Annotated in this window: 20 protein-coding genes and 2 tRNA genes; 9 read left to right on the top strand and 13 right to left on the bottom strand. The window is 65.0% G+C overall.

Annotated elements, in window-relative coordinates:
- Positions 1 to 6: 6 nt before the first annotated feature.
- From AC3IT0_RS16160 to AC3IT0_RS16180, 5 genes are read right to left on the bottom strand one after another with little or no spacing between them, the layout of a single operon-like run.
- On the bottom strand, positions 7 to 948 hold the full coding sequence (locus tag AC3IT0_RS16160) for an aldo/keto reductase (protein WP_489320706.1): 942 nt from the start codon (positions 946 to 948) through the stop codon (positions 7 to 9).
- On the bottom strand, positions 948 to 2,669 hold the full coding sequence (locus AC3IT0_RS16165; RefSeq protein ID WP_489320707.1) for a glycoside hydrolase family 13 protein: 1,722 nt from the start codon (positions 2,667 to 2,669) through the stop codon (positions 948 to 950). The genes AC3IT0_RS16160 and AC3IT0_RS16165 overlap by 1 nt, the downstream gene beginning before the upstream one ends.
- 53 nt (positions 2,670 to 2,722) lie before the next feature.
- A complete protein-coding gene (locus AC3IT0_RS16170; RefSeq protein WP_489320708.1) occupies positions 2,723 to 3,607 on the bottom strand; it encodes a carbohydrate ABC transporter permease in 885 nt (294 codons plus the stop codon).
- Positions 3,607 to 4,542, bottom strand: a complete 936-nt coding sequence (locus AC3IT0_RS16175; RefSeq protein ID WP_489320709.1) for a carbohydrate ABC transporter permease — start codon at positions 4,540 to 4,542, stop codon at positions 3,607 to 3,609. Before AC3IT0_RS16175 ends, AC3IT0_RS16170 begins: the two co-directional genes overlap by 1 nt.
- A 26-nt stretch (positions 4,543 to 4,568) precedes the next feature.
- The gene (locus AC3IT0_RS16180; RefSeq protein WP_489320710.1) at positions 4,569 to 5,720 is read right to left on the bottom strand and encodes an ABC transporter substrate-binding protein; all 1,152 of its coding nucleotides are present in this window, start codon (positions 5,718 to 5,720) and stop codon (positions 4,569 to 4,571) included.
- A 368-nt stretch (positions 5,721 to 6,088) separates the two neighbouring features.
- Between AC3IT0_RS16180 and AC3IT0_RS16185 the strand changes: the two genes are divergently transcribed.
- Complete coding sequence (locus AC3IT0_RS16185) at positions 6,089 to 7,291, top strand: ROK family transcriptional regulator (protein WP_489320711.1); 1,203 nt, start codon at positions 6,089 to 6,091, stop codon at positions 7,289 to 7,291.
- A 117-nt stretch (positions 7,292 to 7,408) separates the two neighbouring features.
- On the opposite strand, the gene AC3IT0_RS16190 is transcribed toward AC3IT0_RS16185, so the two are convergent.
- From AC3IT0_RS16190 to AC3IT0_RS16220, 7 genes are all read right to left on the bottom strand, one after another.
- Positions 7,409 to 8,065, bottom strand: a complete 657-nt coding sequence (locus tag AC3IT0_RS16190; RefSeq protein WP_489320712.1) for an SDR family oxidoreductase — start codon at positions 8,063 to 8,065, stop codon at positions 7,409 to 7,411.
- A 16-nt stretch (positions 8,066 to 8,081) separates the two neighbouring features.
- Positions 8,082 to 8,639 carry a dihydrofolate reductase family protein gene (locus AC3IT0_RS16195; RefSeq protein ID WP_489320713.1) on the bottom strand — a complete coding sequence of 186 codons (558 nt, stop codon included), beginning with the start codon at positions 8,637 to 8,639 and terminating at the stop codon, positions 8,082 to 8,084.
- Positions 8,640 to 8,683: 44 nt separating this feature from the next.
- Positions 8,684 to 9,463, bottom strand: a complete 780-nt coding sequence (yidC, locus tag AC3IT0_RS16200; protein ID WP_489323825.1) for a membrane protein insertase YidC — start codon at positions 9,461 to 9,463, stop codon at positions 8,684 to 8,686.
- Positions 9,464 to 10,243: 780 nt separating this feature from the next.
- A tRNA-Met gene (locus AC3IT0_RS16205) sits at positions 10,244 to 10,317 on the bottom strand.
- Between the two features lie 62 nt (positions 10,318 to 10,379).
- Positions 10,380 to 10,451 (bottom strand) — tRNA-Thr (locus AC3IT0_RS16210).
- A 237-nt stretch (positions 10,452 to 10,688) separates the two neighbouring features.
- A complete protein-coding gene (locus AC3IT0_RS16215) occupies positions 10,689 to 12,836 on the bottom strand; it encodes a DEAD/DEAH box helicase (protein WP_489320714.1) in 2,148 nt (715 codons plus the stop codon).
- Between the two features lie 438 nt (positions 12,837 to 13,274).
- Complete coding sequence (locus AC3IT0_RS16220) at positions 13,275 to 13,928, bottom strand: MOSC domain-containing protein (RefSeq protein WP_489320715.1); 654 nt, start codon at positions 13,926 to 13,928, stop codon at positions 13,275 to 13,277.
- Between the two features lie 169 nt (positions 13,929 to 14,097).
- On the opposite strand from AC3IT0_RS16220, the gene AC3IT0_RS16225 reads away from it, so the two are divergent.
- From AC3IT0_RS16225 to AC3IT0_RS16240, 4 genes are read left to right on the top strand one after another with little or no spacing between them, the layout of a single operon-like run.
- Positions 14,098 to 14,694 (top strand): Tat pathway signal protein, encoded by a 597-nt coding sequence (locus AC3IT0_RS16225; RefSeq protein WP_489320716.1) that lies wholly within the window; start codon positions 14,098 to 14,100, stop codon positions 14,692 to 14,694.
- Between the two features lie 2 nt (positions 14,695 to 14,696).
- Positions 14,697 to 15,908: a glutathionylspermidine synthase family protein gene (locus AC3IT0_RS16230; RefSeq protein ID WP_489320717.1), complete on the top strand. Its 1,212-nt coding sequence runs from the start codon at positions 14,697 to 14,699 to the stop codon at positions 15,906 to 15,908.
- Between the two features lie 31 nt (positions 15,909 to 15,939).
- On the top strand, positions 15,940 to 17,466 hold the full coding sequence (locus AC3IT0_RS16235) for an APC family permease (protein ID WP_489320718.1): 1,527 nt from the start codon (positions 15,940 to 15,942) through the stop codon (positions 17,464 to 17,466).
- A 9-nt stretch (positions 17,467 to 17,475) separates the two neighbouring features.
- Positions 17,476 to 18,684: an acyl-CoA dehydrogenase family protein gene (locus AC3IT0_RS16240; RefSeq protein WP_489320719.1), complete on the top strand. Its 1,209-nt coding sequence runs from the start codon at positions 17,476 to 17,478 to the stop codon at positions 18,682 to 18,684.
- A gap of 84 nt (positions 18,685 to 18,768) precedes the next feature.
- Here the strand turns inward: AC3IT0_RS16240 and AC3IT0_RS16245 are convergent, their stop codons facing one another.
- Positions 18,769 to 19,380, bottom strand: a complete 612-nt coding sequence (locus AC3IT0_RS16245; protein WP_489320720.1) for a TetR/AcrR family transcriptional regulator — start codon at positions 19,378 to 19,380, stop codon at positions 18,769 to 18,771.
- Between the two features lie 150 nt (positions 19,381 to 19,530).
- Here AC3IT0_RS16245 and AC3IT0_RS16250 point away from each other — a divergent pair, with 150 nt between their 5' ends.
- Genes AC3IT0_RS16250 through AC3IT0_RS16265 form a run of 4 tightly spaced genes read left to right on the top strand, consistent with a single transcriptional unit; the run spans position 19,531 to position 25,905 of the window.
- Positions 19,531 to 20,871: an ABC transporter substrate-binding protein gene (locus AC3IT0_RS16250; protein WP_489320721.1), complete on the top strand. Its 1,341-nt coding sequence runs from the start codon at positions 19,531 to 19,533 to the stop codon at positions 20,869 to 20,871.
- Positions 20,868 to 21,818 (top strand): carbohydrate ABC transporter permease, encoded by a 951-nt coding sequence (locus AC3IT0_RS16255; RefSeq protein WP_489320722.1) that lies wholly within the window; start codon positions 20,868 to 20,870, stop codon positions 21,816 to 21,818. The genes AC3IT0_RS16250 and AC3IT0_RS16255 overlap by 4 nt, the downstream gene beginning before the upstream one ends.
- Positions 21,815 to 22,729 carry a carbohydrate ABC transporter permease gene (locus AC3IT0_RS16260; RefSeq protein ID WP_489320723.1) on the top strand — a complete coding sequence of 305 codons (915 nt, stop codon included), beginning with the start codon at positions 21,815 to 21,817 and terminating at the stop codon, positions 22,727 to 22,729. Before AC3IT0_RS16255 ends, AC3IT0_RS16260 begins: the two co-directional genes overlap by 4 nt.
- Positions 22,729 to 25,905 carry a glycoside hydrolase family 2 TIM barrel-domain containing protein gene (locus AC3IT0_RS16265; RefSeq protein ID WP_489320724.1) on the top strand — a complete coding sequence of 1,059 codons (3,177 nt, stop codon included), beginning with the start codon at positions 22,729 to 22,731 and terminating at the stop codon, positions 25,903 to 25,905. The genes AC3IT0_RS16260 and AC3IT0_RS16265 overlap by 1 nt, the downstream gene beginning before the upstream one ends.
- Positions 25,906 to 25,974: the final 69 nt, after the last annotated feature.

Raw genomic sequence — 25,974 nt, forward strand, 5'->3', positions numbered from 1 at the left:
CCGCCCTCAGGGGAGGTTGCTGCCCCTGGCTGCGATCCACAACCCGTACCAGTCAGCCCGGGTCATCGCCTCCGCCACCCGCGAAGCATCAGCGCACGCGGCGATCCTTGCCGGATTCACGGTGCCGATCACGGGCGCAATGCCGGCCGGATGCTTCATCAGCCACCCCAGGAGGACAGCCTCCCCTGTGGTGCCGTACTGACCGGCGAGCTCCGAAACCATGGCGGCCGCGGCCGTCTCCGCCGCCGTCGGGCTTTCCGGAGCCGCACCGGTGTACAGCCCCTGCGCCAGCGCACCGTAGGCCTGTACCGTGACGCCGTTGCTGCTGCAGTACTCCAGGGTCCCCTGCGGGAAGCTGTAGTCCAGCGACTCGGGATGGTTCACCAGGACCTGACTCTCCAGCCACGCCCTCTTCAGCAGGCTCATCTCCAGCTGGTTGGCCACCACCGGCACCTCCAGGCGGTCCTGCAGCGCCTCGATCTGGGCGCCGGACATGTTGGAAACACCGATCTGCCGCACCTTGCCGTCGGACAGCAGCTGCCCGACGGCGGCCGCCACCTCCGCCAAGTCCGTCAGGGGATCCGGGCGGTGCAGCAGGAGGACGTCCACGTAGTCCGTCTGCAGCCTCTTCAGGCTCCCGTCCACGCGCTCGAAGATGGCTTCCCGGCTGAGGTCATAGTGCGTGGCCAGCCCACGTTCGCGGAGCCGGATCCCGCATTTGGTCTGCAGCCTGATCCGATCCCGCAGACCCGGCGAAGACGTAAGGACTTCGCCGAACACCGCCTCGGACTTGCCGCCACGGTAGATGTCGGCGTGGTCGAACAGCGTGATGCCTGCGCCCAGCGCGGCCTCGACGGCGGCAGCGGCCTCGTCCACATGTTGCACGTCGTGCGGTTCGTCGGACCAGCTGCCGCCCAGACCCATGCAGCCGTAGATGAGTTCCTGCATCAGCGCAGCCAGACGGTGCTGTTGGCGCCCAGTTTGCCGTCCATCAGCGGGGCGCTGCTGACCAGGACCGTTCCTGCCGGAAGTTCGACGGCGGTGTCCCCGAAGTTGGTGACGGACTGCCAGCCACCGGGGCGGCGGAAGTGCAGGACCTCCGGGTTGCCGGTCTCCACCCATTCCAGTTCCTCCGCGGCCTGCAGCTCGCGGCGCAGCTTCAGGGCCGCGCGATACAGCTCAAGTGTGGAACCTTCGGTGCCGTCCGCTGCCTCCACCGCGTACTTGCCGAACCAGTCCGGCTGCGGCAGGTGCGCGCCGCCGTCGCCAAAGCCGAAGGAGGTCCCTTCAACCTTCCAGGGCAGGGGCACGCGGCAGCCGTCACGGCCCACTTCAACGCCCCTGTTCCGGAAGAACGCGGGATCCTGGCGCTCGGAGTCCGGAATCTCCGCCACTTCCTGCAGGCCCAGTTCCTCGCCCTGGTAAAGGTAGGCCGATCCGGGCACAGCGAGCATGAGCAGGGTGGCGGCGCGTGCACGGCACTCGCCGAGGGCTACGTCGAGTTCCTCCTTGGGGCCGCCAGCCAGCAGCCAGCCCTTGCCGTCCTGGCCCTTGGCATGCTTCTTGCCGGCGGCTCCCTTAGACGCCTTGGGCAGGCCGTAGCGCGTGGCATGCCGGACGACGTCGTGGTTGGAGAAAACCCAGGTGGAGGACGCGCCGGTCGCGGCAGCCTCGGCGAGGTTACGGGTGATGATTTCGCGGAAATCCTCGGCATCGAAGTCGGCCTGCAGCAGGTCGAAGTTGAAGGCCTGGCCCAGGCCTTCAGGGCTGGCGTAGCGGGCGCGGCGGGTGGCGTGCACCCATGCTTCGGCGACGGCGGTGCGGGGCGGGTTGTATTCGTTGAAGACTTCGCGCCATTCGAGGTAGATGTCGTGGACGTCGTCCCGGTCCCAGAAGGGGTGCGAACCGTCGTCGAACCCGTCCGTCCCTGAGTTGGCCTCGGTCAGCTCCAGCTTGGAGAGCAGCGGCTCGGTGAGGTCCTTGGTGAGGGCATGGGCCACGTCCACACGGAAGCCGTCCACGCCGCGGTCGGACCAGAAACGCAGGGTCTTGAGGAAGTCGTCGCGGACCTCGCGGCTGGACCAGTTCAGGTCCGGCTGCTCCTTGGCGAAGATGTGCATGTACCACTGGCCGGGGGTGCCGTCCGGCTCGGTGATGCGTTCCCAGGCCGGTCCGCCGAAGACGGAGTCCCAGTCCGACGGCGGGAATTCGCCGTTGGGGCCCTTGCCGTCACGGAAGATGTAGCGCTCACGCGCCGCGGAGCCCTTCGGCGAGGCGAGCGCTTCCTTGAACCATTCGTGCCGGTTCGAGGAGTGGTTGGGGACGATGTCGGCGATCAGCTTGATGCCGGCGGCGTGCAGCGCCTTGGCCATCTCGTCGAAGTCCGCCAGCGTGCCCAGCTTGGGGTCCACGTCGCGGTAGTCGTCCACATCGTAGCCGCCGTCGGCCAGTGCCGACGGGTAGAACGGGCTGAGCCATACGGCGTCGATCCCCAGTTCCTTCAGGTACGGGACCTTGGCCGTGATGCCCTTGATGTCACCCATGCCGTCACCGTTTGAATCGGCGAAGCTGCGCGGATAGATCTGGTAGACCGCGGCCTGGCGCCACCAGTTGGGATCGGCCAGACGGTCGGAATCGGACAGGGTTGCCAGCGTGGCAGTGGTGGACAAAGGATGATCCTTTTCTCTTGTTTGGGTTGTTCTTGCTGGGTGGATAAGTCTGGCTATTTAACGGCCCCGCGCATGACTCCGGACAGTACCCAACGTTGGGCCAGGATGTAAACCACCAAGGTGGGTGCCATGGCCATCAGGTACGACGCGAACGCGAGGCTGTAGTTGGTGTTGAACTCGCCCTGGAACAGCATTTGGACCACGGGGAGGGTCTGCAGTGCCGGGTCGGCGATCATCATCTGCGGCAGCAGGAAGTCGTTCCACGAACCCAGGAAGGCGAAGATGCCGACGGTGGCGTTCATGGGGGCCAGCAGCGGGAAGATGATCTTGCGGAACACCTGCCACGTGGTGGCGCCGTCCATCCGTGCCGATTCCTCCAGTTCCACCGGAATGGAGCGGACGAAGGCGATGTACAGCAGCGCGTTGAACGAGATTCCGCCCAGCACATGCAGGAAAACGACGCCGGCCGGGTTGTCCAGGCCAAGGAGTGCTGTCTGCTTGATCAGGGGAAGGATGATCACCGGAAACGGGATAAACATGGCGGACAGGAGGTACACAAAGGAACCGCGGAAGAACCGGTGGTTCCAGTTCCGTGCGATGGCGTAGGCCACCAGCGAGCTGCAGGCAAGCGAGCCCAGGACGCTGAAGACGGTGACGAAGGCCGTGGACATAAAGGCACGCGGGAAGTTGGTAGCGACGTACGCCGCGGCGAAGTTCTCCCAGTTCATCGGGTTGGGCCAGGCCAGGCCGGTCCCGGTGCCGATCTGGTCCGGGGACTTCAGTGCCATGGCCACGGTGAAGTACAGCGGCAGCAGGACTGTCAGGGATGCCACCAGCATGAGGGCGGTGAGCCACCAGTTGATCTTGAAGCCCTCGCGGCCGGACAGGCGTTTTGCGGTGACGCGGATTCTGCGCTGTGGAAGTAGTGATGAGGTCATTACAGGGATACCCCCCGGCGCTGGATGAGGCGCAGTTGGATGACGGAGATCAGCAAGGTGATCAGGAAGTAGATGACCGCGTTCGCCATTTGGTAGGAGTAGTCCCCGCCGGTGAAGCCGGAGAAGATGCGCATTGCCACTGACTGGGTTGCCATGCCCGGCCCGCCGCCGGTGAGGCCCACGATGATCTCGTAGGTCCCCAGGAATCCCTTGAAGCCGAGGATCACATTGATGACGAGATAACCGAGGATGAGGGGCAGGGTGAGGCTGAGGAACTGCCGGAAACTGCCTGCGCCGTCCAGGTCAGCGGCTTCATAGACTTCGGCCGGCACGCTCTGGAGGCCCGCGAGGTAAATGATGGTTGCGCCGGGCGCAGCCTGCCACACGGTGACCAGCACAATGGCCAGCCACGCGAGGCTTTCGTTGGCCAGGATGCTCGTGGCCAACGGAGTGACGCCGAACCGCTCGGCCAGGACCGGAAGCGTGTTCGAGAACAGGTAATTGAACACGAAGGACACCACCAGTGCGGACAGCACCATGGGGATGAAGAACACCGTCCGGATACCGGTGCGCCATTTGATCTTCGCGTTCAGTCCCAGGGCGATCGCGAGGGCCACGATATTGACCACCACGGTGGTGGTCAGCGCGAATACAAACGTGAAGATGTAGGACTGCAGGATTGCCGGATCCTTGAAGATGTTCACATAGTTGGCGAAGCCGATGAACTTCCAGTCTCCATAACCGGCGTAGTTTGTCAGGCTGAAATAGACGCCTACCAGCGCAGGCAGGGTGATGAAAAAGGCGAAGAGTGCCAGGACCGGCACCACCATCCAGTAGTAGGTGGGGTCGATCCGGGGCTGGGACCGGACGGCGGGCGCGGGGGCCGGGTCCGTTCGCGGGGCCGGGGCTGTCTCCGCCAGGGAGGTTGCGGACATGGGGACTCCTGGAATCGTGGTGGGCATCAGACCGCCGTCCGTTCGGCGACTCGGCGCCATTCGTCGTCGAGAGCGGCGAGGAACTGGTCGCCGTTTTTGCTGTACACAAAAGACTGGATGTAGTTGTTCAGCGGCACCGACGGCGGGAAGTAGGTGCCGGCGCCCTGGTAGTAGCGGGCATTCTTGACCGATTCGCCCAGTCCGCTGATCTGCGGGTTGGTCACCGGCGGAGCGTCCTTGAGCGGCGAGAAGGCGGCGTTCTTTTCGTTGTACGTGTTCACCACTGAGGGTTCCAGCAGGTAACCGACGAAACGCCGGGCCGCAGCCATGTTGGGAGTGTTCCTGGTGATGGACAGTGCCATGTCCACATTCACCCGGGCCTTGGTTTCCTCCGGGTTGTTCGTTACGGGCAGGGGGAATGTACCCACCCTGATGTCCTTGTTGGCGGACACCAGTTGGGACAGCGCCCAGGGGCCTTGGAGGTACATGGCGGCCTGTCCTTTGGCGAAGGCGGCATTTCCGTCCGCGTAGTTCTTGCTGGTGGCGCCATTCTGGGAAAAGGAAACGAGCTGGAGCATCTGGGGCAGCGCAGGCCCGAAGGTAGTGGTGAAGGATTCGGCGGCTCCCGCGCTGATATCGGCGGCATTGATCCTGGTGAAAAATTCCGCCGTGTCCAGTGAACCGCCGGAGACGTAGTCGAACATGCCCTGCGCCAGGGTCCAGGGGTCTTTGAACGTTCCGTAAATCGGCGTGATGCCGGCCGCCTTGAAGGTTGCACAGGCTGCCACGAATTCGTCCCAGGTGGTGGGGACGGCTACGCCATTGGCGTCGAAGATGTCCCGGTTGTAGATGACGCCGGCCGCAGCCAAGGAGAACGGCAGGGCGCTGACCTCGTTGCCGTTGTACTGGCCCCAGGAGCTGATGAGCTCCTGCACCTCAGGATCGATGGTGGACGCTGCGGGGAGGTCGCTGAGGTCGGCGAAGATGCCCTTCTTCACGAAGTCGGCAGTTGCCTTCGCGAAGCCTCGGGTAACGACGTCGGGCGGATCGTTCCGGACCAGGCCGGGGACGAAGTTGCCCTCGTTGAAGTCTTGGATCACCCGGATATCAGGATTGAGCGCCTCGAAGTCCTTGATCACCTGGTTGAAGTAGTCCACCACCTCGGGCTTGTTCTGCATGAAGCGGAGAGTGGTGACACCGTTCTGCCGGCTTGCATTGCCGGCACAGCCAGAGAGAGGAATGAGGGCTGCCGCCCCGGCCAGACCGGCTACCCGGAAGAGGGAGCGCCTGCTGGGCAGCATTGCCGGAACAGCGGCTTTCACAGGGCAGAGACTGACGTACGGAAGTGGCGGGGCCGCGGTTTGGGCGGGAGTGGGCAGTGCTTCGGGATGCGGTTCACGGTTGCTCCTTTGCAAAGGCTGAGTGAAGGACTTGGAGAAGGCCGGTGGTCGGCGGCCGTCCGGCCCACCTGGCGAGTATTGTTTATTTTGAATCTAAATTTAGTTTCTCAAGTATTATGTGGTGCAGAACACAGGGGGTCAACACCATGTCCGAAATTTCCGTCGCAACGCCCCAATTACTACGTCGAGTGAGTGCCGGAGCCGTCCTTGACTTCATGCGCGCCTCAGAAGCGGTGACTGTCACCGAGGTCATGGAGGCCACCGGACTCACGCGGGCCACGGCCATTGCGGTTTGCGAGGACCTCATGCAGCGGGGCTGGATCCGCGAGCTGGAGAACCAGCGGGCATTTGGCGGCTACCAGAAGGGCAGACCGGCCCGGCGGTTCGAGCTCAACGAACGCGCCGGCTATGTGCTGGGCATGGACGTCGGTGTCTCCAAGGCCACCGTGGTGGTGTCCGACCTTCGCGGAAAGGCCCTGGGCAGGTCCAGCCAACCCTTCGCGGAAGCAGACATCCCTGCCGAGGAACGAATTGCCGTGATTGACCGCACCGCCATGATGGCACTACACAGCGTGGGTGCTTCGCCGGATTCCGTCCTGGCCGTCTGCGCAGGCATTGCAGCGCCAGTGGACCGTAACGGCGAGGTGCTGGTGACACAGCACTTCTGGGGACTGTTCGACGTCGGCCTGAGGGCTGCGCTGCAGGACCGGCGGGGCTGGACGGTACTGCTCGAGAACGACGCAAACCTGGCCGCACTCGGCGACCGCTGGCGGGGCGCCGCTGCCGGCGTGGACGACGTCGTGGTCATCCTCGCGAGTGAGCGCCTCGGTTCAGGCGTGATCGACGGCGGGCGCCTGCTGCACGGCCGCGGCGGAGGCGCCGGTGAGCTCGCCTTCCTCGATATGGTGGAGGGTGTGGGAGATACGTACGGTATCGCCGCACTGGCAAGGACGTGGGCGGCTGACGCCCTTGCCGGCAAAGCCAAAACATCCCTCCGGGTGTTTGCCGCCGAAGGCGTCGAGGCGGAGCAGGTCTTCGCGGCTGCTGCCAACGGAGATGCCGTGGCGCGGGCGATCCTCGAACGGCTGGCCGACAGGGTGGCCAGGGTCATCGGGGCTGTGTCCACCATCATCAACCCGGAACTGGTGGTCATTGGCGGGGCCGTGGCCAAGTCTGCCGGCGTGCTGCTTGGGCCGATCGCCGAACGCCTGAAGGGTTACACCGTCACTCCCCCGCGGGTGGCGGTCTCCCCCCTGGGCGATTCGATCGTAACGGTCGGGGCCGTACGGTGCGCCCTCGACTATGTGGAGAAGAACACCCTGGACCTGGAGCTCGCGGTACCGGCTTAAGCTGTGGCGTCCAACGGCGCGAAGGGACACTTGAGGCCCCGGATCCGCGTCGGTTCCGGGGCCTCAACTGTCCGTTCGCGCTGTGTTATTCCCAGCGCCGTGGTCCGGTCCCCTCGGCTACGGCCGCGGCTCCAGGGCGGCGGCAATGGGCAGCGTGCCGTCGCGGAATTCGATGGTCCTCCCCGCCGTTTCGGGCAGGTCAAGGACGGCTGCTGCCACACTGGCCGTGTTGCTGCGGGAGGTTGTTCCGCTGCCGTCCCGGCCGGGGTCCACTTCGATAAGCCCTGTTCCCGGCTGGTCCGTCAGCGTCCCGGGACCCAGGATGGTCCAGGCCAGTGCGGTGCCGCGCAGGTATTCATCCGCCGCTGCTTTGGCGTCCGCGTAGGCAAAGAAACTGTTCTCCGCCGGGACGCCGTGGTCCGGCCCCGCGCCCAGGTAGGAGACCATTACATAACGCCCGACGCCGGCCTCCGCCGCCGCGTCCATCGACCGGATGGCCGCGTCCCGGTCCACCGCATAGGTGCGTTCCGGGTTCCCTCCCCCGGCCCCGGCGGACCAGACCACGGCGTCATGTCCCCGGAGGGCATCGGCGATTGCCGCCGTCGTCGAATTTTCAACGTCCACGACCGACGGCGTAGCGCCGGTAGCCGCGACGTCAGCGGCCTGGTCCGGGTTGCGGATGATGGACGTGACGCTGTGGCCTTCGGTTGTAAGAAGCGCGGACAGGTGGAGGGCCACTTTGCCGTGGCCGCCAATGATAACGATGCTGGTCATGCCCCCATTCTGCCCCCTATGCCCGCGTGCGGTAGCGGAGATAAACCACGCCGTTTCCAAAGGTGCGCTCGTCGAGGAGTTCCAGCCGCAGGCTCAGCCCGTCCGGCAGGAAGCGCAAGCCTCCCCCGACCGCCACCGGATTGAGGAGGAGCCAGCATTCGTCCACCAGCCCCGCCTGCAGCGCGGCGGAGGCCAGCGTGGGGCCGCCGATGCCGATGTGCCCGTCAGTGGCGTTCTTCAGGTCCCGGACGGCGTCGGCGTCGAACGTCCGCTCGATCCTGGTCTTGGCCGTGGATACGGCGGTGAGAGTGGTGGAGAAGACAACCTTCTCTGCCCCTTGCCAGATCCGCGCGAAGTCCCGGATGTAGTCCGGCAGATCGGGGGTATCGAAGGTTTCCCACGCAGACATGACCTGGTACATGCGGCGGCCGAAAAGGTAGGTGCCCACACCACGTTCGAGATCATTGACGAACGTATGGACTTCCTCGTCCGGCTCGCTCCAGCTGAAGTTGCCGTCCCGGTCTGCCATGTAGCCGTCCAGGGACGCGATTCCTGAGTAGATGAGCTGGCCCATCCGCCCATTGTGCCGCCGTCGTGCCCTGTTGGGTAGGCGCCCCCTCACTTAATGAAGAACTGTTGCGCCAAGGTCCAGAGGTTAGTGGTGGTCCAGTAGATCAGGACGCCGATCGGGAAGAGGACGCCGCCAACGCCGAAGATGAGCGGCAGGACATACAGGATCATCTTCTGCTGTCGTATCAACGGATTGTCCGCGGATTCCTCAGGCATACTCCTGGCCATGATCCGTCTCTGCGTCATGAACTGTGCGGCCGTCATGGCCAGGATCATCAGGATAGTCAGGACTGCGACCGCGGCCGGATCACCCCCGCCGTGCAGCACCGACGCTGACAGCGGGGCGCCAAAAATGCTCGACTCGTCGAACTGCACCACCTGCTCGGGACTCATCGCTCCGATGCCCTGGTCTTGCCTGGCTGCACCTGTGATTCCGGAGAGTACCTGGAAGAGCCCAAAGAAGAACGGCACCTGGATGAGCATCGGCAGGCAGGCGGACAGAGGGTTGGTCCCGTGTTCCTTGTACAGGGCCATCTGTTCCTGTGCCATGGCCTGCCGGGACAGCGGATCCGTCTTGCCTTTGTACTTGTCCTGCAGCTTCTTCAGGTCCGGCTGCAGGAGCCGCATCCGGCGCTGGGCGTTGACCTGTCTCAGGAACACTGGAATCAAGGCGGCACGAATGATCAGCACCAGCCCAATGATGGACAAAGTCCACGTCCAGCCGTTCGCAGCAGGCATGCCGATGGTGCTCAAGACGTCGTGGAACCAAACCATGATGGCGGACACCAGCCACTTGAACGGAACCATGATTGTTTCGAAGAAGTCCACCGATATCCCCATCGCCAGGTGCTGCAAAGCTACGGCGAAAAGCCTGGCTTGTCACTGCCTAGCGCCACGGAAACACGCTGGCTCGCCTGGAGAATCGAGTAGGAGGGCCGGGTTTCCCGGCCCTCCTACTCGATTGTCCGCACGATTCAGGCCGGAGGGACGAGGATCGTGATGTCGCCGCTACTTATGGCTTCACGCAAGCAGTCGGCGACTCGCAGGGCGTCAGTCTCTGACGCCCCTGCATTCAGGCGTACACCAAGGCGGGAAGTAGGCATGTCGGCAGTCATAAGAGACTTCTCTACACTCGGGTCAGCCGCGCAGTCTTCTATGGATTCAAAGACGGGGAAGCTAACACCCACGCCCCAACGATCATCCTTGGATGCTGAGCGCGGGTAGTCGATTGGCACAGACTGCCCACAAGCGGCCAGCAGCACCACAAGCAACGGTGTCAATGCCCGTTTCTGCATGAAGTCCCCCAATGCCCGACGCCCATACACCTAACTCTACGTCTGGTGACGTTAGGCAAGGCCAGGAGAGGCCTAGCAGCAACAGGCGGCACTTCTAGCTCAACCCCCAGTGAGGCCCTTACGTCCTCCTCTAGCACGGCAACGCGGTATCCAGCGGGCGCAGCAGGCGCTAGCTTCAGTAGCCATTTTGTAGCCACCTCCCGGAGAAGGAACGGGATTTTCAGGGAAAGCAAAGGAATGCTGCATGAAGTGATGTATCCCCATACGCCAAGAAAACCCCCGGAATCTCGGGGGATTCCGGGGGCTTAGCCTGTAGCGGTGGGGAGGCTCGATCTCCCGACCTCACGATTATGAGTCGTGCGCTCTAACCAACTGAGCTACACCGCCACGAATGAGAAAAACCTGCGCCAAGCCGGTCAAAAACCGCCTTGACACAGGCCCTCATCCAGAGCCCCCCACCGGAATCGATCCGGTGACCTCGTTCTTACCAAGAACGCGCTCTACCACTGAGCTAGGGGGGCAACGAGTAAATACTCTACCGGATGATTTCGCCACCAACAAATCGGCGCCAAAACGACGCCGGAACCGGCAAAAATGCCGGAAATCCGGGCTCCCCGGGGCCTCCGGCCAGCCACTGAGACGGCCCGGGGACGGCTGCCGGCGGGGATGTGACGAAGCGAACATAAGGGGTGTGAGCTTAAAGCAGAACGGGCCGGCAGGAAGCCGGCCCGTTCTCAGTTCACTTCAGGAAGCAGTTGTTACCACTTGTTGCGGGGTTTGAAGCCGCCTTCGGTGCGCGGCTTGCGGGTGTCGCTGCCCACGCCGCGCTCGTTGCGGTCGCTGAAGGAGCGGCCGCCGCGGTCAGCGGAGCTACGCTCGCCGTCGGTCTTGCGGAATTCCTTCTTGAACCCGCCGTTGCCCTTGAAGTTGCCTCCACGGTCTCCGCCACCGGAGTAACCGCCGCGGTCGCCGCCACGGTTGCCCTGGTAGCCGCCGCGGTCGCCGCCACGGTCACCCTGGTAGCTGCCACGGTCGCCGGAGGGCTTGCGGCCGTTGTCGAGCTCGAGGTGGATCAGCTCGCCGCCGATCCGGGTGCGGGACAGGGCCTTCAGCTGGTCGGAGCTGAGGTCCGCGGGGAGCTCCACGAGGGAGTGGTCCGCACGGATGTCGATGCCGCCGATCTGGGCCGAGGAGATGCCGCCTTCGTTGGCAATGGCGCCCACGATGGAGCCAGGCATAACGCGCTGGCGGCGTCCGACGGCGATCCGGTAGGTGGCGTTGCCCTCGGTGAGCGTCCGGGTGGGGCCCCGTGAGCCGAAGCCGTCCTTGGCGCGTTCGCGCTTCTGGAACTCAGGAGCTGCAGGCAGTTCCTTGACCAGCAGCGGCTGCCCGCCCTGCGCCATAACGGCCAGTGCGGCAGCGATCTCCGACGCCGGGACGTTGTGCTCCTCCTCGTAGGAGGAGATGAGGTCGCGGAACGCTGCAACATCCTCGGACTCGAGGGTCTCGGTGATGCGCTCGGCGAACTTGCCCAGGCGCAGCGTGTTCACGGTCTCGGCCGTGGGCAGGTGCATCTGCTCCACCGGCTGGCGGGTGGCCTTCTCGATGGAACGCAGCAGGTACTTCTCGCGCGGCGTCATGAACAGGATGGCGTCACCGGAACGGCCTGCACGGCCGGTGCGGCCGATGCGGTGGACGTAGGACTCGGTGTCGTGCGGGATGTCGTAGTTGACCACGTGGCTGATGCGCTCAACGTCAAGGCCACGGGCGGCGACGTCGGTGGCCACCAGGATGTCGATGCGGCCTTCCTTCAGCGCATCAACAGTGCGTTCGCGCTGCTGCTGCGGGATGTCGCCGTTGATGGCGGCAGCCTGGAAGCCGCGGGACTTCAGCTTGTCAGCCAGGTCCTCGGTAGCCATCTTGGTGCGCACGAAGGCGATAACGCCGTCGAACTCTTCAACCTCGAGGATGCGGGTCAGGGCGTCAAGCTTGTGCGGGCCCATGACCTGCAGGTACCGCTGGCGGGTGTTGGCGCCGGTGGTGGTCTTGGACTTGACCGAGATCTCGGCCGGGTTGTTCAGGTACTGCTTGGACATGCGGCGGATCTGGCCCGGCATGGTGGCCGAGAACAGTGCAACCTGGCGGTCCGACGGGGTCTGCTGGAAGATCTGCTCCACGTCTTCGGCGAAGCCCATGCGCAGCATTTCATCAGCCTCGTCCAGCACGAGGTACTGGAGCTCGGACAGGTCCAGGGAACCCTTGGAGATGTGGTCGATCACACGGCCGGGAGTACCCACGACAACCTGGGCACCGCGGCGCAGGCCGGCGAGCTGGGGGCCGTAGGCGGAGCCGCCGTAGACGGGGAGGACGGTGAAGTCATCGATGTGCTTGGCGTACGAGGTGAAGGCCTCGGCAACCTGGAGCGCGAGCTCGCGGGTCGGAGCCAGGACCAGGGCCTGCGTCTTGCGGGACGGGCCGTTGAGGTCGTGCAGCTCGGCCAGGCGGGACAGGGCCGGTACTGCGAATGCTGCAGTCTTACCGGTACCGGTCTGGGCGAGGCCCACAACGTCGCGGCCTTCGAGCAGCAGCGGGATGGTTGCTGCCTGGATGGGGGAAGGCTTTTCGTAGCCGACATCCTGCAGGGCGGCGAGGACGCGGCCGTCGATGCCGAGATCGGCGAACTTCACGCCTTCGTCTTCGTCTTCCTCAACCTTGGCGGGAGCTTCTTCGGTCTTGGCGACCGGAGCTTCCTCGACGTTGGCGGGGGCTTCTTCAGCGGGAGCGGCGGGGGCTTCAGCTTCAGCGGCGGCGGGCTCTGCTGCGGGGGCAACGGCTTCGGTGAATTCGACGGCGACGGTTTCGGCAGTTACTGCTTCGGCGGTGGCGTCGCTTTGATTTTCGGGCATAGGGAAATTTCCTCATCCATAGGGGGCCAGGCGGCACAACCCGAGGTGAGCGGAGCCGCAGTACGTGTGCCGTGGGTGCCGGGCATACATTGACCGGCCGGTCACTTAGAAGTCCGGCGCTTTCGCAATCCCGTGGCAGGACTTCCCGCTGCATCTCTTGGCTGCTATCCCAGCAGTCTGTACAGCGTTTTCTTTAGCCGGCTCTCCCTATGAAAATGCCCGCATCACAATAGCGGGCCCCAACACTTGCCAGTCCTGCCTCAAAAATTGGGCAGGAATAAGGGATTTCCGGAGTGGGGGATGTTTCAAGTGTAAGGTACAGATCCGCTTTGCGGCTAATTGAGCGTACGACGGCGGCGGTGAGCTTGCGCACACGGCCGCCGGTTCGGGGGCCAGCCTCAGTGGTACCCGCCGCGTGCGGGGGCCTGCGGACGGGTGTCACACGCCCAGGCGCCGCTGAAGCTTCTCGAATTCCTCGTGGAACTCCGGCTGCAGGCGGATTTCGCCGTCCGCGTCCGCATCACGCAGAGCTTCCATATCCTCGACTGCGGGCTCGCTGAACCACTTGCCGATGGTCACGCCGTGGGTGGGAACGAACAGCCTGTGGATGTGGTCCCCCGCCTGGATGGTCCCCGTCCTGATGACGCGAAGGTACGTACCCACCCGGCCTGCTTCGGTGAAACGCTTGACCCATTGGGCCTCATCCATGCGGCGCTGGAAGGCGGCACAGGGAACACGGGGGGACGTGACCTCGACTTCGACGTCCAGGCCGATCTTCCACCGTTCGCCGATCACCGCCGTGGTGGTCCCGATGCCGGCCACCCTCAGGTTCTCCCCGAAAATTCCGGGCGGCAGCTCACGCTGCAGTTCACCCACCCAGTAGTCGGCATCGTCCTGCGAATAGGCGTACAGCGCCTGGTCCAGGCCGCCGTGGTGGATGCGGCTCGCCTGGATATCCCCGTGGAGGCCGAGCTTGTGGACCTTGACCGGACCGTCCACGGCACGTTTGTCGATGGCCGTGACGCCCACGCTCCCCTCATCACTCAGGAGCTGGTGTACCCGGCAGACGGCAAGCACAGATGCGGTTTCCATGGCTCCAGTGTAGGTTCCCGCGGGTGCATTGAGCTTGTGCGGCCGGGTGGGGACTTCTCCCGCGGTTTCCGCTCGCGACTGACCGGGGCACCGGCTAGGCTGATTTCAGGATTGAGCTACGGCGCACAGGTGCGCCCACATTCAGCATGGACTACCGAGGGGGGACGTCATGGACCCGGAAAAGGACCAGGGCAAGGACCAGGGCAGCGGTCCGGACAAGGACCAAGCCAAGGGCGCGCCGAAACCGTCGCCGTGGCAGGTGCCCAAGCCGGAGCTGCGCCCGGAACTCCTCAACGAACCGGTCACCCCCGTGGACCCCTTCGCCCGGGACCGCGAGCGCCAGGCCCATGATGCGGCGGCGCGCAAGAAGCGCTCCCAGCGGCGAACCGTCGTCGTGGGTTTGGGCGTGACCGCGCTGCTCGCCGGCACCATCACTGCTGTCGTGGCCAGCAACCAGGCCGAACCCGACTACGCCCAGGTCTGTTTCAACGACGAAACCGGCGAGCGCGTGGAGGACACCAACTGCAATAGTTCGGCAGGGAGGGCCGGCGGGATCTACGCCTGGTACTTCTTCTCCCGCGGCGCCTTCGTCCCGGCCGTGGGCCAGAACCGGTCCACGGCACCTAACTACACCCGAACCGTCCCCAGCGGCGCGAAGGCCTCCACCGGCTACAGCACCCAAGGCGGTACTGTCAGCCGGGGCGGCTTCGGCACCAGCGCCAAGAGCGGGACCAGCGGTGGCGGCGGCAAGATCTCGGGGGGCTAGGCGTGAAGCGGCTGTTATCGGAGCCCAGGCCTGACTGGAAGCAGAAGATCGAAGAGCAGGGCCTGGTCTTCTCCACCACCACCATGCCCGACGGTAAGAAGATTGAATACTGGAACGAGGCCGCCTACTACGAATTCACCATGGACGAGGTGGAGACGCTGGAGGTCACGGCCGAGGACATGCACAAGATGTGCCTGGAGGCGGCCAAGTTCCTGGCCACCGGCGCCATGGGGAACATCGGCATCGGCCCGCAGGCACTGGAGCTCGCGGCTGAGTCATTGCAGGCCGCGGACATGGATATCTACGGGCGCTTCGACTTCATCTACGACGGCCAGGGCGGACCCGCCAGGATGCTGGAGTACAACGCCGACACCCCCACCGGCCTGATCGAGGCCGCCGTCGCGCAGTGGTTCTGGCTGCAGGACGTGTTCCCGGAAAAGGACCAGTGGAACGGTATCCACGAGGCCCTGATCCGGCAGTGGAAGAAAATGCAGTACCGCACCGGCATGAGCACCCTCCACATTGCCCATTCCGAGGCTGAGGAGTCCGGCGAGGACTGGATGACGGCCGCCTACATGCGGGACGTGGCCAGCCAGGCGGGCTGGACCACCATCGGCATCAACATGTCCGACATCGGCTGGGACCCCAACCTGAACCGCTTTGTGGACCTGGACAACTTCATGATCAGCACCATGTTCAAGCTGTACCCCTGGGAGCTGATGATGAAGGAGCCGTTCGGGCACCGGCTACTGCAGCGCGCACACAATCCACGCTGGGTGGAACCTGCCTGGAAAATGCTGCTCTCCAACAAGGCCTTGCTGGCCGCGCTGTGGCACCTGTACCCGGACCACCCCAACCTGGTGCCCGCCTACCTCAACGAGCCCGGGCCCCTGAAGGAATGGGTGGCCAAGCCGCTGCATGGCCGCGAGGGCGACAACATCAAGATCCATGCCCCGGGCATCAGCCTTGAGCAGCCCGGCGGGTACGGCCGTGAGGGCTGGTGCTACCAGCAGTTCCATGCGCTGCCCGACTTCGACGGCAACCACCCCGTCCTTGGCCTCTGGGTAGTGGACGGCGAGTCGGTGGGCTGCGGGATCCGGGAATCGGACGGGCCCATCACCGATTACTTCTGCCGTTTTGTGCCCAACACCATCGACGCCCCGGCGCCGCTTTCAGCGCAGGCCCACTCCAGCAAAGCAGGTATCGCACTATGAGCCCTCTGACCTTCCCGAGCCCGGTGACATTATGAGTGCGGAGACGACGACGGCGGGCGGCGGTTCCGGCCGATCGTCCGGCGGTGCCGTCCCCGACAAGGGGCTCCGTGCGGGGATCCTGGACCTCGGCGACTCGGTCATGCTGGGGCTCGCGTCCACGGCGCCCGTGTATTCGCTGGCCGCCACGCTGGGCCTGATCGTGGCCGTCAATGGAAACTACACCCCGCTGATCCTGGTCCTCGGGTTCATCCCCGTCCTGTTCATCGCCTACGCCTTCCGCGAGCTCAACAGCGCCATGCCGGACTGCGGCACCACGTTCACCTGGTCCCGCCGGGCGTTCGGCCCGTGGGCCGGCTGGCTGGGCGGCTGGGGTGTTGCCCTGGCCGGCATTGTGGTCCTGGCCAACCTGGCCCAGGTGGCCGGCCAGTACCTGTGGCTGCTGATTGGCGACGGCTCACTGGCCGAAAACAAGGTGGTGGTCACGGCCACCGGTGTGCTGTTCATCGTCTTCATGACCTTGGTGAACTACCGGGGCATCCGGCTTGGCGAGCACGTCCAGCGGGTCCTGACCTACGTGCAGTACGTCGCGCTGGGCATTTTCGCCCTGGCCGTCATTGTGAGAATCACGGGCGGGGCACCCGAAGGCCAGGCATTCGATTTTGAGTGGTTCAACCCGGCCGGTGCCTTCGCGGACCCGGGCGCCGTGGTGCACGGTTCGCTCCTTGCCCTGTTCATCTACTGGGGCTGGGATACCTGCCTGGCCGTGAACGAGGAGACCGAAAACCCGTCCACCACGCCGGGGCGCGGCGCCGTCATTTCGGCCTTTGTCCTGGTGGCCATCTACGTCTCGGTGGCCCTCCTGGTGATGATGTACGCCACGGTTGGCACCGAGGGCATTGGCCTGGGCAACGAAGCGAACCAGTCCGACGTGTTCCTGGCGATGAAAGACGTGGTCCTGGGTCCATGGGGCTGGCTGATTGTGGTGGCCGTGCTGGCCTCGGTCCTGTCCTCCACGCAGACCACCATCCTGCCCACGGCCCGCGGCACCCTGTCCATGGGCGTGCACGGCGCACTGCCGCCGAAGTTCGGCGCGGTCCACCCGCGCAACCAGACCCCGGGGTTCTCCACCCAGGTCATGGGCGCAGCGGCCGTGGTGTATTACGTGGCCATGAGTTTCCTCAGCGAAAACCTGCTCTCCGATTCCATCAGCGCCATCAGCCTGTTCATCGCCTTCTACTACGCGCTGACTGGCTTCGCATGCTTCTGGTATTTCCGCGGCACTTTCCGGGGATCGGCCCGCAACCTCTGGTTCCGGGGCATCCTTCCGCTGCTCGGGGCACTGATCCTCACGGCGGCGTTCTTCATCTCGGCCGTCCAGATGTGGGATCCGGCGTACGGTGACACGCAGATCTTCGGCGTCGGCGGGGCGTTTGTCAGCGGCGTGGTGCTCCTGGCCCTCGGCGTCGTCCTGGCCGTTGTCTGCCGGTTCCTGCCGTCAACGCGGGAGTACTTCACCGGGAAGCCGGCGGCGGCAGCCGCCAGTCCGACGTCGGCCTAAGATACTCAGATGAGCGACGCTGAAGTCACCGCCGAAGTGCCCGTTACACGGGACCCGTCCGACGTCCTGGCCCTAAATGCGCTGCTGAGCGCTGAGGAGCGGGCCCTCCAGCAGCGGATCCGCGACTTTACCGACCAGCGGATCAAACCAAACATCGCCCGCTGGTATGACGACGCCGTCTTTCCCCTGGAGCTGGCACCCGAACTCGGCGAGCTGGGCGTCCTGGGGATGCACCTGGACGGCTACGGCTGCCCCGGCCGCTCCGCCGTCGAATACGGCCTGGCCGCGATGGAACTCGAGGCCGGCGATTCCGGGATCCGGACCTTCGTCTCTGTCCAGGGGTCCCTGGCCATGACGGCCATCCACAAATGGGGCTCGGAGGACCAGAAACAGGAGTGGCTCCCCCGGATGGCCGCCGGCGAGGTCATCGGCTGCTTCGCCCTGACTGAACCCACCGCGGGCTCCGACCCGTCGTCGATGACCACTTTTGCACGCCGCGACGGTACCGGGGACAACGCCGGCTGGGTCCTGGACGGCGTCAAGCGCTGGATCGGGCTGGCCTCCGTGGCCGGGGTGATGGTGGTGTGGGCCCAAACCGACGACGGCGTCCGCGGCTTCCTGGTGCCGGCCGGAACGCCGGGCGTGACCGCCACGCCCATCGCCCGGAAACTGTCCATGCGCGCCTCCATCCAGTGCGATATAACGTTCGACGGCGTCCGGCTGGGTCCGGAGGCCATGCTTCCGGGCGCGCTGGGCCTGCGCGGGCCGTTTACCTGCCTGAACGAGGCCCGCTACGGGATCGTCTGGGGTGCCATGGGCGCCGCGCGCGATTCCTACGAAGCCGCCCTGGCCTATTCCCAGGACCGGCTGCAGTTCGGCAAGCCGCTGGCCGGGTACCAACTGACGCAGGAAAAGCTCGTGAACATGCTGCTGGAGATCCAGAAGGGCACCATGCTGGCCTTCTACCTGGGGCGCCTCAAAGACGAGAGGAAGCTGCGGCCCGAGCAGATCTCGCTGGGCAAGCTGAACAACGTGCGCGAGGCCATCAAGATCGCCCGGGACGCCCGCTCCATCCTCGGCGGCAACGGCATCACGCTGGACTATTCGCCGCTCCGGCACGCTGCCAACCTGGAGTCAGTCCGCACCTACGAGGGCACAGATGAGGTCCATATGCTGGTGCTGGGCCAGCACATCACGGGCCTCGGCGCGTTCCGGTAACCCTGCCCAAGTAGCTCGCAGTTAACGTCGTCAAAAGCGCTTTTCACGACGTTAACTGCGAGCTAGTTGGGCGGGTACGTTTGGTTAGTCAGGCAGGATGACCAGCTCAAGGTAGCCACGCAGGCACCCCGCCATGTCGACGCTGCCCGGCGCCAGCAGCCACTGTGTCTGGATGCCGTCCCACAGGGCAATCAACGATGCCGCGGCGGCTTCCGGTTCCACGCCGTCGCGCAGCCGCCCTTCCTCGGCCAGCTGCATGAACCGCCGGGTGTAGCTCCGCCGCAGCCGTTCAAATCGTTCGGTGAAGTATTCGCGCCCCGGATGGCTGTCCGTGACGGATTCCGCGCACAGCACGGTGTACAACTCGATGACGCCTGGGATCTCTTCGTTGAAGCGCGCCTGGCGGATCACGGCGTCAACGAGCGTTTCTTCCGGATCGGGAGGCGTGGTGCCATCTCCGGTAATCGAGTCGCGCCAATTGAGCACGGCAAGCAGGAGCTCCCTTTTCGACGGGAAGTAATGCAGGAGGCTCGTCTGGCTCATTCCAACGCGGTCAGCAACATCCTGCAGGGAGCCCCCGCGGTATCCGTGGGCCGCAAACACGGCGTGCGCGGCAACAAGGATCGCGTGCCGGCGTTCCGTCGACTTCGCATATGGTCCCCGCCGGGATGGCCGGCTCACCTCTTTTGTGGTCATGGCAAGCCAGTGTACAGGCGGAAGTGTTCGACAAAACAAAACTCGAGTGTCCACTCGAGTTTTGTGTTAGCCTATCTCCTATCCGATTCCAGACGTGCCTGGCATCACATTCACGGACACGTTAACCCCAACACAACGAGGTGAAGGCAAATGGCCCGATTCACGCGAAGACAACTCTTGGGCGCCGGCCTCGGCACTGCAGCCATGGGGCTGCTCGGCGGCTGCGCGACTCCAGGCACACGCTCGGTCAATTCCGCCCCGGTCATCGCACCGGCAGCGGGCGGCGAGAAGATCACGCTGACGTACTGGACCTGGCTCAAGGATGCCCAGAAGGTGGCCGATATCTGGAACGCCTCGCATCCCGGTGTCCAGGTGGAAACAGTGTGGATTCCCGGCGGTAACAGGGGCGGCTATCAAAAGCTGTATTCGGCCTTGGCCGCCGGCGGTGGGCCGGACCTCGGCCAGGTCGAGATGCGGTCCATCCCCGAATTCATGCTGGTGAACGGGCTCGTTGACCTGGCCCGGTACGGCGCCAACGACTACGCCCACCTGTACGACGGGACGCTGTGGGGCCAGGTCAGCTTCACGGGCGGTGTCTACGGCATCCCCCAGGACTCGGGACCGATGGCGATGTTTTACCAGCCGGCCGTCCTTGACCAGGTTGGCGGCACCACCCCCGGAACCTGGGACGAATGGGCTGCACTGGCCCGCGAGCTGCGCACGAAGGACGTCTACCTGGACTGTTTCCCGCTCAGCGACGCTTCGGTGTTCTCTTCGTTCGCTGCCCAGGCCGGCGCCAGCTGGTTCCGCGCAGAGGAAGACGGCTGGGTCATCAACATGACCGACGACGCCACGATGAAGGCCGCCCGCTTCTTCGATCACGCCATCAACGAGGATCTCGTCCAGACCGCCTTCCGCCCCTACTCACCCGGCTGGTTCGCCGCCGCGGCCAAGGGAACCATCGCCTCCGTGGTCACCGCCAGCTGGGGAGACGCCCTCATCAAAGGCGTCAGCGGCGGCGACGGCAAATGGCGGGTGGCTCCGATGCCCACCTGGGGTGGTTCGGGATTCGGCTCGAGCTACCAGGGCGGCTCCACCGCTGCCGTGCTGGCCAACAGCAAGCATCCCAAGGAAGCGCTCGAATTCGCGGTGTGGATGACTTCGTCGAAGGAGGGCATCGATGCCGAAATCAGCAACAGCGGCATCGGGTGGTCGCCGACACCGGACTTCATCGGCACTCCCCGGCAGGGGCCCTCGGACTTCTTCGGCGGCCAGCGCTACAACGAAGAGATCTTCGTGCCGGCAACGCAGCAGCAGAACACGGACTGGACATGGTGGCCGGTCACCCAGCAATCATTCGAAATTCTCAGCGACGGCTTCCGGAAGAAAGCGTCAGGCACAAGCCTGGTCGATTCCATCGCCGCGGCAGAACAACAGATCATGGCCGTCTTCAGGAACAAGGGCCTCAGCATTCGAAAGGAAACGGCATGACGACGACGTCCCGCCCCGACCGAACCAGGCAGCTTCCGGCCCGGACGAAGGTCCGCGGCAACAGAACAGCTGCCCCATCCCGTGCGCCGTGGACGCTGCTCACGCCGTTCCTCGCGCTGTTCATCCTCACGTTTGTCCTCCCGATCTTCGTCGCGGTCCTCTCGAGCTTCACCAAGGTGACCCGGAGCGGGCTTTTCGGGGAGACCGGGGTGAAAAGCGAATTCGCGGGGTTCAGCAACTACGCGCAGGCGCTGGGCGACGGCAGCTTCATCGCCTCGATCGGGCGGATGCTTCTGTTCGGCATTGTTCAGGTCCCCGTCATGATCGCCCTCTGTACGGTGCTGGCGCTTATGCTCGAATCGGCATCGGCCAAATGGCCAAGTTTCTTCCGTGCGGCGTACTTCCTCCCCTACGGTGTGCCGGGCGTTATTGCGACCATCCTGTGGTCCTTCCTCTACGTCCCGGGGCTTAGTCCCCTGTTCGACATCGCCGCCCTCGTGGGACTGACCCCCGATTTCCTCGGGGCAAACAGTGTCCTGTGGTCCATCGCGAACATTGTCACCTGGAGCTACACGGGCTACAACATGCTCATCATCGTGGCCCAGCTGAAAGCCATCCCGGGCGAACTGTATGAAGCCGCGAAAGTCGACGGCGCCTCCACACTCCGCGTCGCCCTCAGCATCCAGTTGCCGCTGATCAAGCCCGCCCTTGTCCTCACAACGGTCTTTTCCATCATCGGCACCCTGCAGCTGTTCGCCGAAGCCGAGGTCCTGAAGACTGTCGCACCGGCCATCGACAGCCAGTACACCCCCAACCTCAGTGCGTACACCACGGCGTTCGCCTACAACGACTACAACGTCGCGGCCGCACAGGCAGTGCTCATTGCCTTGGCCGCGTTCACCCTGTCCTTCGCCTTCCTCAAATTCACGAACAGGAAGTCATCATGACTGCAACCGTGACACCGACGTCGACATCAGCAGACCCTGGCGCAAGCAAATCCCTGCCCGCCCGTTCCGCCCGCAAGGGCCGTTCGTCCACCATCATCGTCACCGGGCTGCTGGTGGTGGTGGCCTTGTACTTCCTCACCCCCGTCTACTGGGTGGTTGTCGCTGCGACAAAATCCACGGAGGACCTGTTCTCCACCAACGGATTCTGGTTCGCTCCCACGTTCTCGTTGTGGGACAACATTGTGCAGGTGCTCAGCGTCGACGACGGCATCTTCCTCCGGTGGTTCCTGAATTCGGTGCTGTACGCCGGCGTCGGCGCCCTCCTCGCCACCTACTTCGCTGCGGCGGGCGGCTACGCGCTGGCGAAGTACGAGTTCCGCGGCCGGAACCTGGTCTTCGGAACCATCCTGGGCGGCGTGCTGGTACCCGGAACCGCCACGGCACTGCCGCTCTTCCTGCTGTTCAGCCAACTCGGCCTGGCGAACACCTACTGGAGCGTCCTCCTGCCTTCCCTGGTCTCGCCGTTCGGGTTGTTCCTGTGCAGGATCTATTCGCAGGCCACGGTGGACACCTCACTGATCGAGGCCGCCCGGCTCGACGGCGCCAGCGAACTGCGGATCTTCCACACGATCGGCCTGCGCGTGCTGACCCCGGCGCTCGTCACGGTCTTCCTCTTCCAGCTGGTGGGAATCTGGAACAACTACTTCCTGCCGCTGGTGATGCTCTCCGATACCGGGCTGTATCCGATTACGCTCGGGCTGAACACCTGGCTGAGCCAGGTTGACCGCCTGCCCGAATTCTACGAACTGACAACCGGCGGCGTACTGCTGTCGATCATCCCGCTCAGCATCGCCATGGTCGTCCTGCAGCGCTTCTGGCGCGGCGGACTCACAGAAGGAGCAGTCAAGTAATGGCCCAGTCCACAGCATCCGGGCACACCGCCGATGCCTCCTACATCATCGACCGCGGACCGGGTTCGGGCAGGCGGAGCGCCGCCCGCTCCTGGCTGCACAGCAATGCTCCCACCCAGTCGCTCAACGGCAATTGGCGCTTCCGTCTCCTGCCCGGCGCACCAGGAACCCCCGGGGGCCGCGGCGTCCTGCCCGCCGGCGAGGCTGTCGAGGGCGTCGCCGAGGAGACCTTCGATGACTCGTCATGGGACGAGATCGCCGTCCCGGCCCACTGGGTGCTGGAAGGCGACGGGCGTTATGGGCGGCCCATCTACACCAATGTGCGCTTTCCCTTCCCCACCGATGCACCCAACGTCCCCGACGAGAATCCCACCGGCGACTACCGGCGCACCTTCGAAGTGCCGGGGGCATGGACCCATGCCGAACGGATCCTGCTGCGGTTCGACGGCGTCGAATCGCGGTACAAGGTGTGGGTCAACGGCGTTCCGATCGGCGTCGGCGTCGGGAGCCGGCTGGCCCAGGAGTTCGACGTCACCGATGTGGTGCGCCCGGGAACGAACGTGCTGGCCGTGCGCGTACACCAGTGGTCGGCGTCGAGCTACCTCGAAGACCAGGACCAGTGGTGGCTGCCGGGCATCTTCCGCGACGTCACGCTCCAGGCCCGGCCTGCGGGCGGCATCGACGACGTCTGGCTGCGGACCTCGTTCAGCGGCTCCGGCGATTCCGGAACAGGCACGATTGACCCTGAAATCACCGCAACCGGTGACGCCTTCCCGGTGACGCTCTCCGTACCGGAGCTGGGCGTCAACGTCACGTGGAACACTGCGGCGGACGTCGCCCCGGTGGTGATCGGCGCCGTCGAACCGTGGTCTGCCGAGATCCCGCGGCTGTACGACGCAACGGTGGGCAGCGCCGCCGAAACGCTCTCCCTCCGCCTCGGTTTCCGCACGGTGGAAATCGTGGGCGACCGCTTTCTGGTGAACGGCCGGCGAGTGGTGTTCCACGGCATGAACCGGCATGAGACCCACCCGGACCGGGGCCGCGTCTTCGACGAGGAATTTGCCCGCGCCGACCTGGCCCTCATGAAGCAGTTCAACGTCAACGCGATCCGCACCAGCCACTATCCCCCGCATCCGCGGCTGCTGGACCTGGCCGACGAAATGGGCTTCTGGGTTGTCCTTGAGTGTGACCTTGAAACCCATGGATTCCATGCCCAGCAGTGGGCCGGCAATCCCAGCGACGATCCCGCCTGGCGCGAAGCCTTCGTGGACCGCATCGAGCGCACCATCGAGCGCGACAAGAACCACCCCTCCATCGTGATGTGGTCGCTCGGCAACGAGGCCGGCACAGGCGCCAACCTCGCAGCCATGGCCGCGTGGGCCCATGCCCGTGACACCGGACGCCCCGTCCACTATGAGGGCGACTACAGCGGCGCCTACACGGACGTCTATTCGCGGATGTACTCCTCGGTGCCCGAGACCGAGGCGATCGGCCGGGACGACTCCGGCTCCCTGCTGCTGGGCTGTTCCGCCGCCGAGTCGGCTCGCCAGCGGACCAAACCGTTCATCCTATGCGAGTACGTGCACGCGATGGGCAACGGCCCGGGTGCCATTGACCAATATGAGGACCTTGTTGACCGCTACCCCCGGCTGCACGGTGGTTTCGTCTGGGAATGGCGCGACCACGGCATCCGCACCCGCACGGAGGACGGGACCGAATTCTTCGCCTATGGCGGCGATTTCAACGAGGTCATCCATGACGGCAATTTCGTGATGGACGGAATGGTCCTCTCCGATTCGACGCCGAGCCCCGGATTGTTCGAATACAAACAGATCGTGGCGCCAATTCGCCTGAGCTTCGGCACTGAGGCACCCGTAGGAACAGCGTCCGACGGCGGTGCGCGGCGGTTCATCACGGTCGCCAATCTGCGGCACTCGGCGGACGCGTCCGACGTCGTGCTCCGGTGGCGGACGGAGGTGGACGGTGTCCGCAGCGGTTCGGGCGAACTGGCAGTGGCTGGCACGTCCGGCAAGGCCCTTGCGGCAGGCGAATCAGTAACCTTGGAGCTACCGGAGTTTGCCGTCTCAGGTAACGGCGAGCACTGGCTCACCGTTGAAGCCCTGCTCCGAAAGGACACAGACTGGGCCCCGGCCGGCCACGTAATTTCTGCGGCACAGCTGGATCTCACCGCGCCTACGCCTTCGGTTCAGGCGCCGCGTCCCCTGGCTTCCGCCGCCCGGACCGGCTCCTCGGGCACGGGCTCCTCAGGGGTCGACTCCTCAGGCACGGGCTCCTCGGGCACTAGAACACTGAACCTCGGGCCCGCCGTCTTCGAGGAGGGCCGGCTCGTGTCGCTGGGCGGTTTGTCCGTGGCCGGTCCCCGCCTGGAGCTGTGGCGCGCACCGACGGACAACGACGGCGGAACGGGCCGCGGCAGCTACGATCTCGGCGACCCCTGGCTGAACAACGGAAACGGCGTTCCGGCCCCGTCATCGTCCGCGGTCTGGCGGCAGGCCGGCTTGGACCGCCTGACTGCCCGAGTGGAAAACGTCTCGGCAACCGCCGAACGCGTGGCGGTCCGGACCCGGTACGCGCCGGCCGACAGCGCCGACTCCGTGACGGTCGAGGAGCAGTGGCAGCTCGCGGGCGGGGAGCTGTGGCTGCGCCTTGACATCGTCCCCAGTGCCGGCTGGGACATCATCTGGCCACGCATCGGGGTCCGGTTCGATTTGCCCGGCTCCGTGGACGGCGCGTCCTGGTTCGGTGCCGGGCCGCGGGAATCGTATCCGGACAGCATGCACGCGGCACTGATCGGGAGGTATTCGGCAGCCATCGAAGAGCTCACGGTGCCGTACGCGAAGCCCCAGGAGAGCGGGCACCGCAGTGCCGTGCGGTCACTCGAGCTGGACAACGCGGGCGCACCGTGGCTGAAGATCGACACCGTGGCGGATGCCCGCGGGCGCCGGCCCGGTTTCACGTTGACCCGTCACACCGCACAGGAGGTCAGCGCCGCGGCCCACCCCCATGAGTTGCCTCCGAGCGAGCAGAGCTACCTCTACCTGGACGCCGCCCAGCATGGTTTGGGTTCACGCGCCTGCGGCCCGGACGTCTGGCCGGACTTCGCGCTTCGTCCGGAGGCCCGCACGCTGACGCTGCGCATCGGGTCGGCCGGGTAAGCCGCCGAGATGGCACTTCGCGGCAGTGTTTCGCGCCGCGACTGCCGTGAAGTGCCATCTCGACACGTT

The sequence above is a fragment of the Pseudarthrobacter sp. KH_020_B genome (genome assembly GCF_057840185.1).

Coding starts and splice junctions, on each gene's coding strand:
- AC3IT0_RS16160 (WP_489320706.1), bottom strand. CDS start 948: ATGCAGGAACTCATCTACGGCTGCATGGGTCTGGGCGGCAGCTGGTCC.
- AC3IT0_RS16170 (WP_489320708.1), bottom strand. CDS start 3,607: ATGACCTCATCACTACTTCCACAGCGCAGAATCCGCGTCACCGCAAAA.
- AC3IT0_RS16175 (WP_489320709.1), bottom strand. CDS start 4,542: ATGTCCGCAACCTCCCTGGCGGAGACAGCCCCGGCCCCGCGAACGGAC.
- AC3IT0_RS16180 (WP_489320710.1), bottom strand. CDS start 5,720: ATGCAGAACAAGCCCGAGGTGGTGGACTACTTCAACCAGGTGATCAAG.
- AC3IT0_RS16185 (WP_489320711.1), top strand. CDS start 6,089: ATGTCCGAAATTTCCGTCGCAACGCCCCAATTACTACGTCGAGTGAGT.
- AC3IT0_RS16190 (WP_489320712.1), bottom strand. CDS start 8,065: ATGACCAGCATCGTTATCATTGGCGGCCACGGCAAAGTGGCCCTCCAC.
- AC3IT0_RS16195 (WP_489320713.1), bottom strand. CDS start 8,639: ATGGGCCAGCTCATCTACTCAGGAATCGCGTCCCTGGACGGCTACATG.
- AC3IT0_RS16215 (WP_489320714.1), bottom strand. CDS start 12,836: ATGCCCGAAAATCAAAGCGACGCCACCGCCGAAGCAGTAACTGCCGAA.
- AC3IT0_RS16220 (WP_489320715.1), bottom strand. CDS start 13,928: ATGGAAACCGCATCTGTGCTTGCCGTCTGCCGGGTACACCAGCTCCTG.
- AC3IT0_RS16225 (WP_489320716.1), top strand. CDS start 14,098: ATGGACCCGGAAAAGGACCAGGGCAAGGACCAGGGCAGCGGTCCGGAC.
- AC3IT0_RS16235 (WP_489320718.1), top strand. CDS start 15,940: ATGAGTGCGGAGACGACGACGGCGGGCGGCGGTTCCGGCCGATCGTCC.
- AC3IT0_RS16240 (WP_489320719.1), top strand. CDS start 17,476: ATGAGCGACGCTGAAGTCACCGCCGAAGTGCCCGTTACACGGGACCCG.
- AC3IT0_RS16245 (WP_489320720.1), bottom strand. CDS start 19,380: ATGACCACAAAAGAGGTGAGCCGGCCATCCCGGCGGGGACCATATGCG.
- AC3IT0_RS16250 (WP_489320721.1), top strand. CDS start 19,531: ATGGCCCGATTCACGCGAAGACAACTCTTGGGCGCCGGCCTCGGCACT.
- AC3IT0_RS16255 (WP_489320722.1), top strand. CDS start 20,868: ATGACGACGACGTCCCGCCCCGACCGAACCAGGCAGCTTCCGGCCCGG.
- AC3IT0_RS16260 (WP_489320723.1), top strand. CDS start 21,815: ATGACTGCAACCGTGACACCGACGTCGACATCAGCAGACCCTGGCGCA.
- AC3IT0_RS16265 (WP_489320724.1), top strand. CDS start 22,729: ATGGCCCAGTCCACAGCATCCGGGCACACCGCCGATGCCTCCTACATC.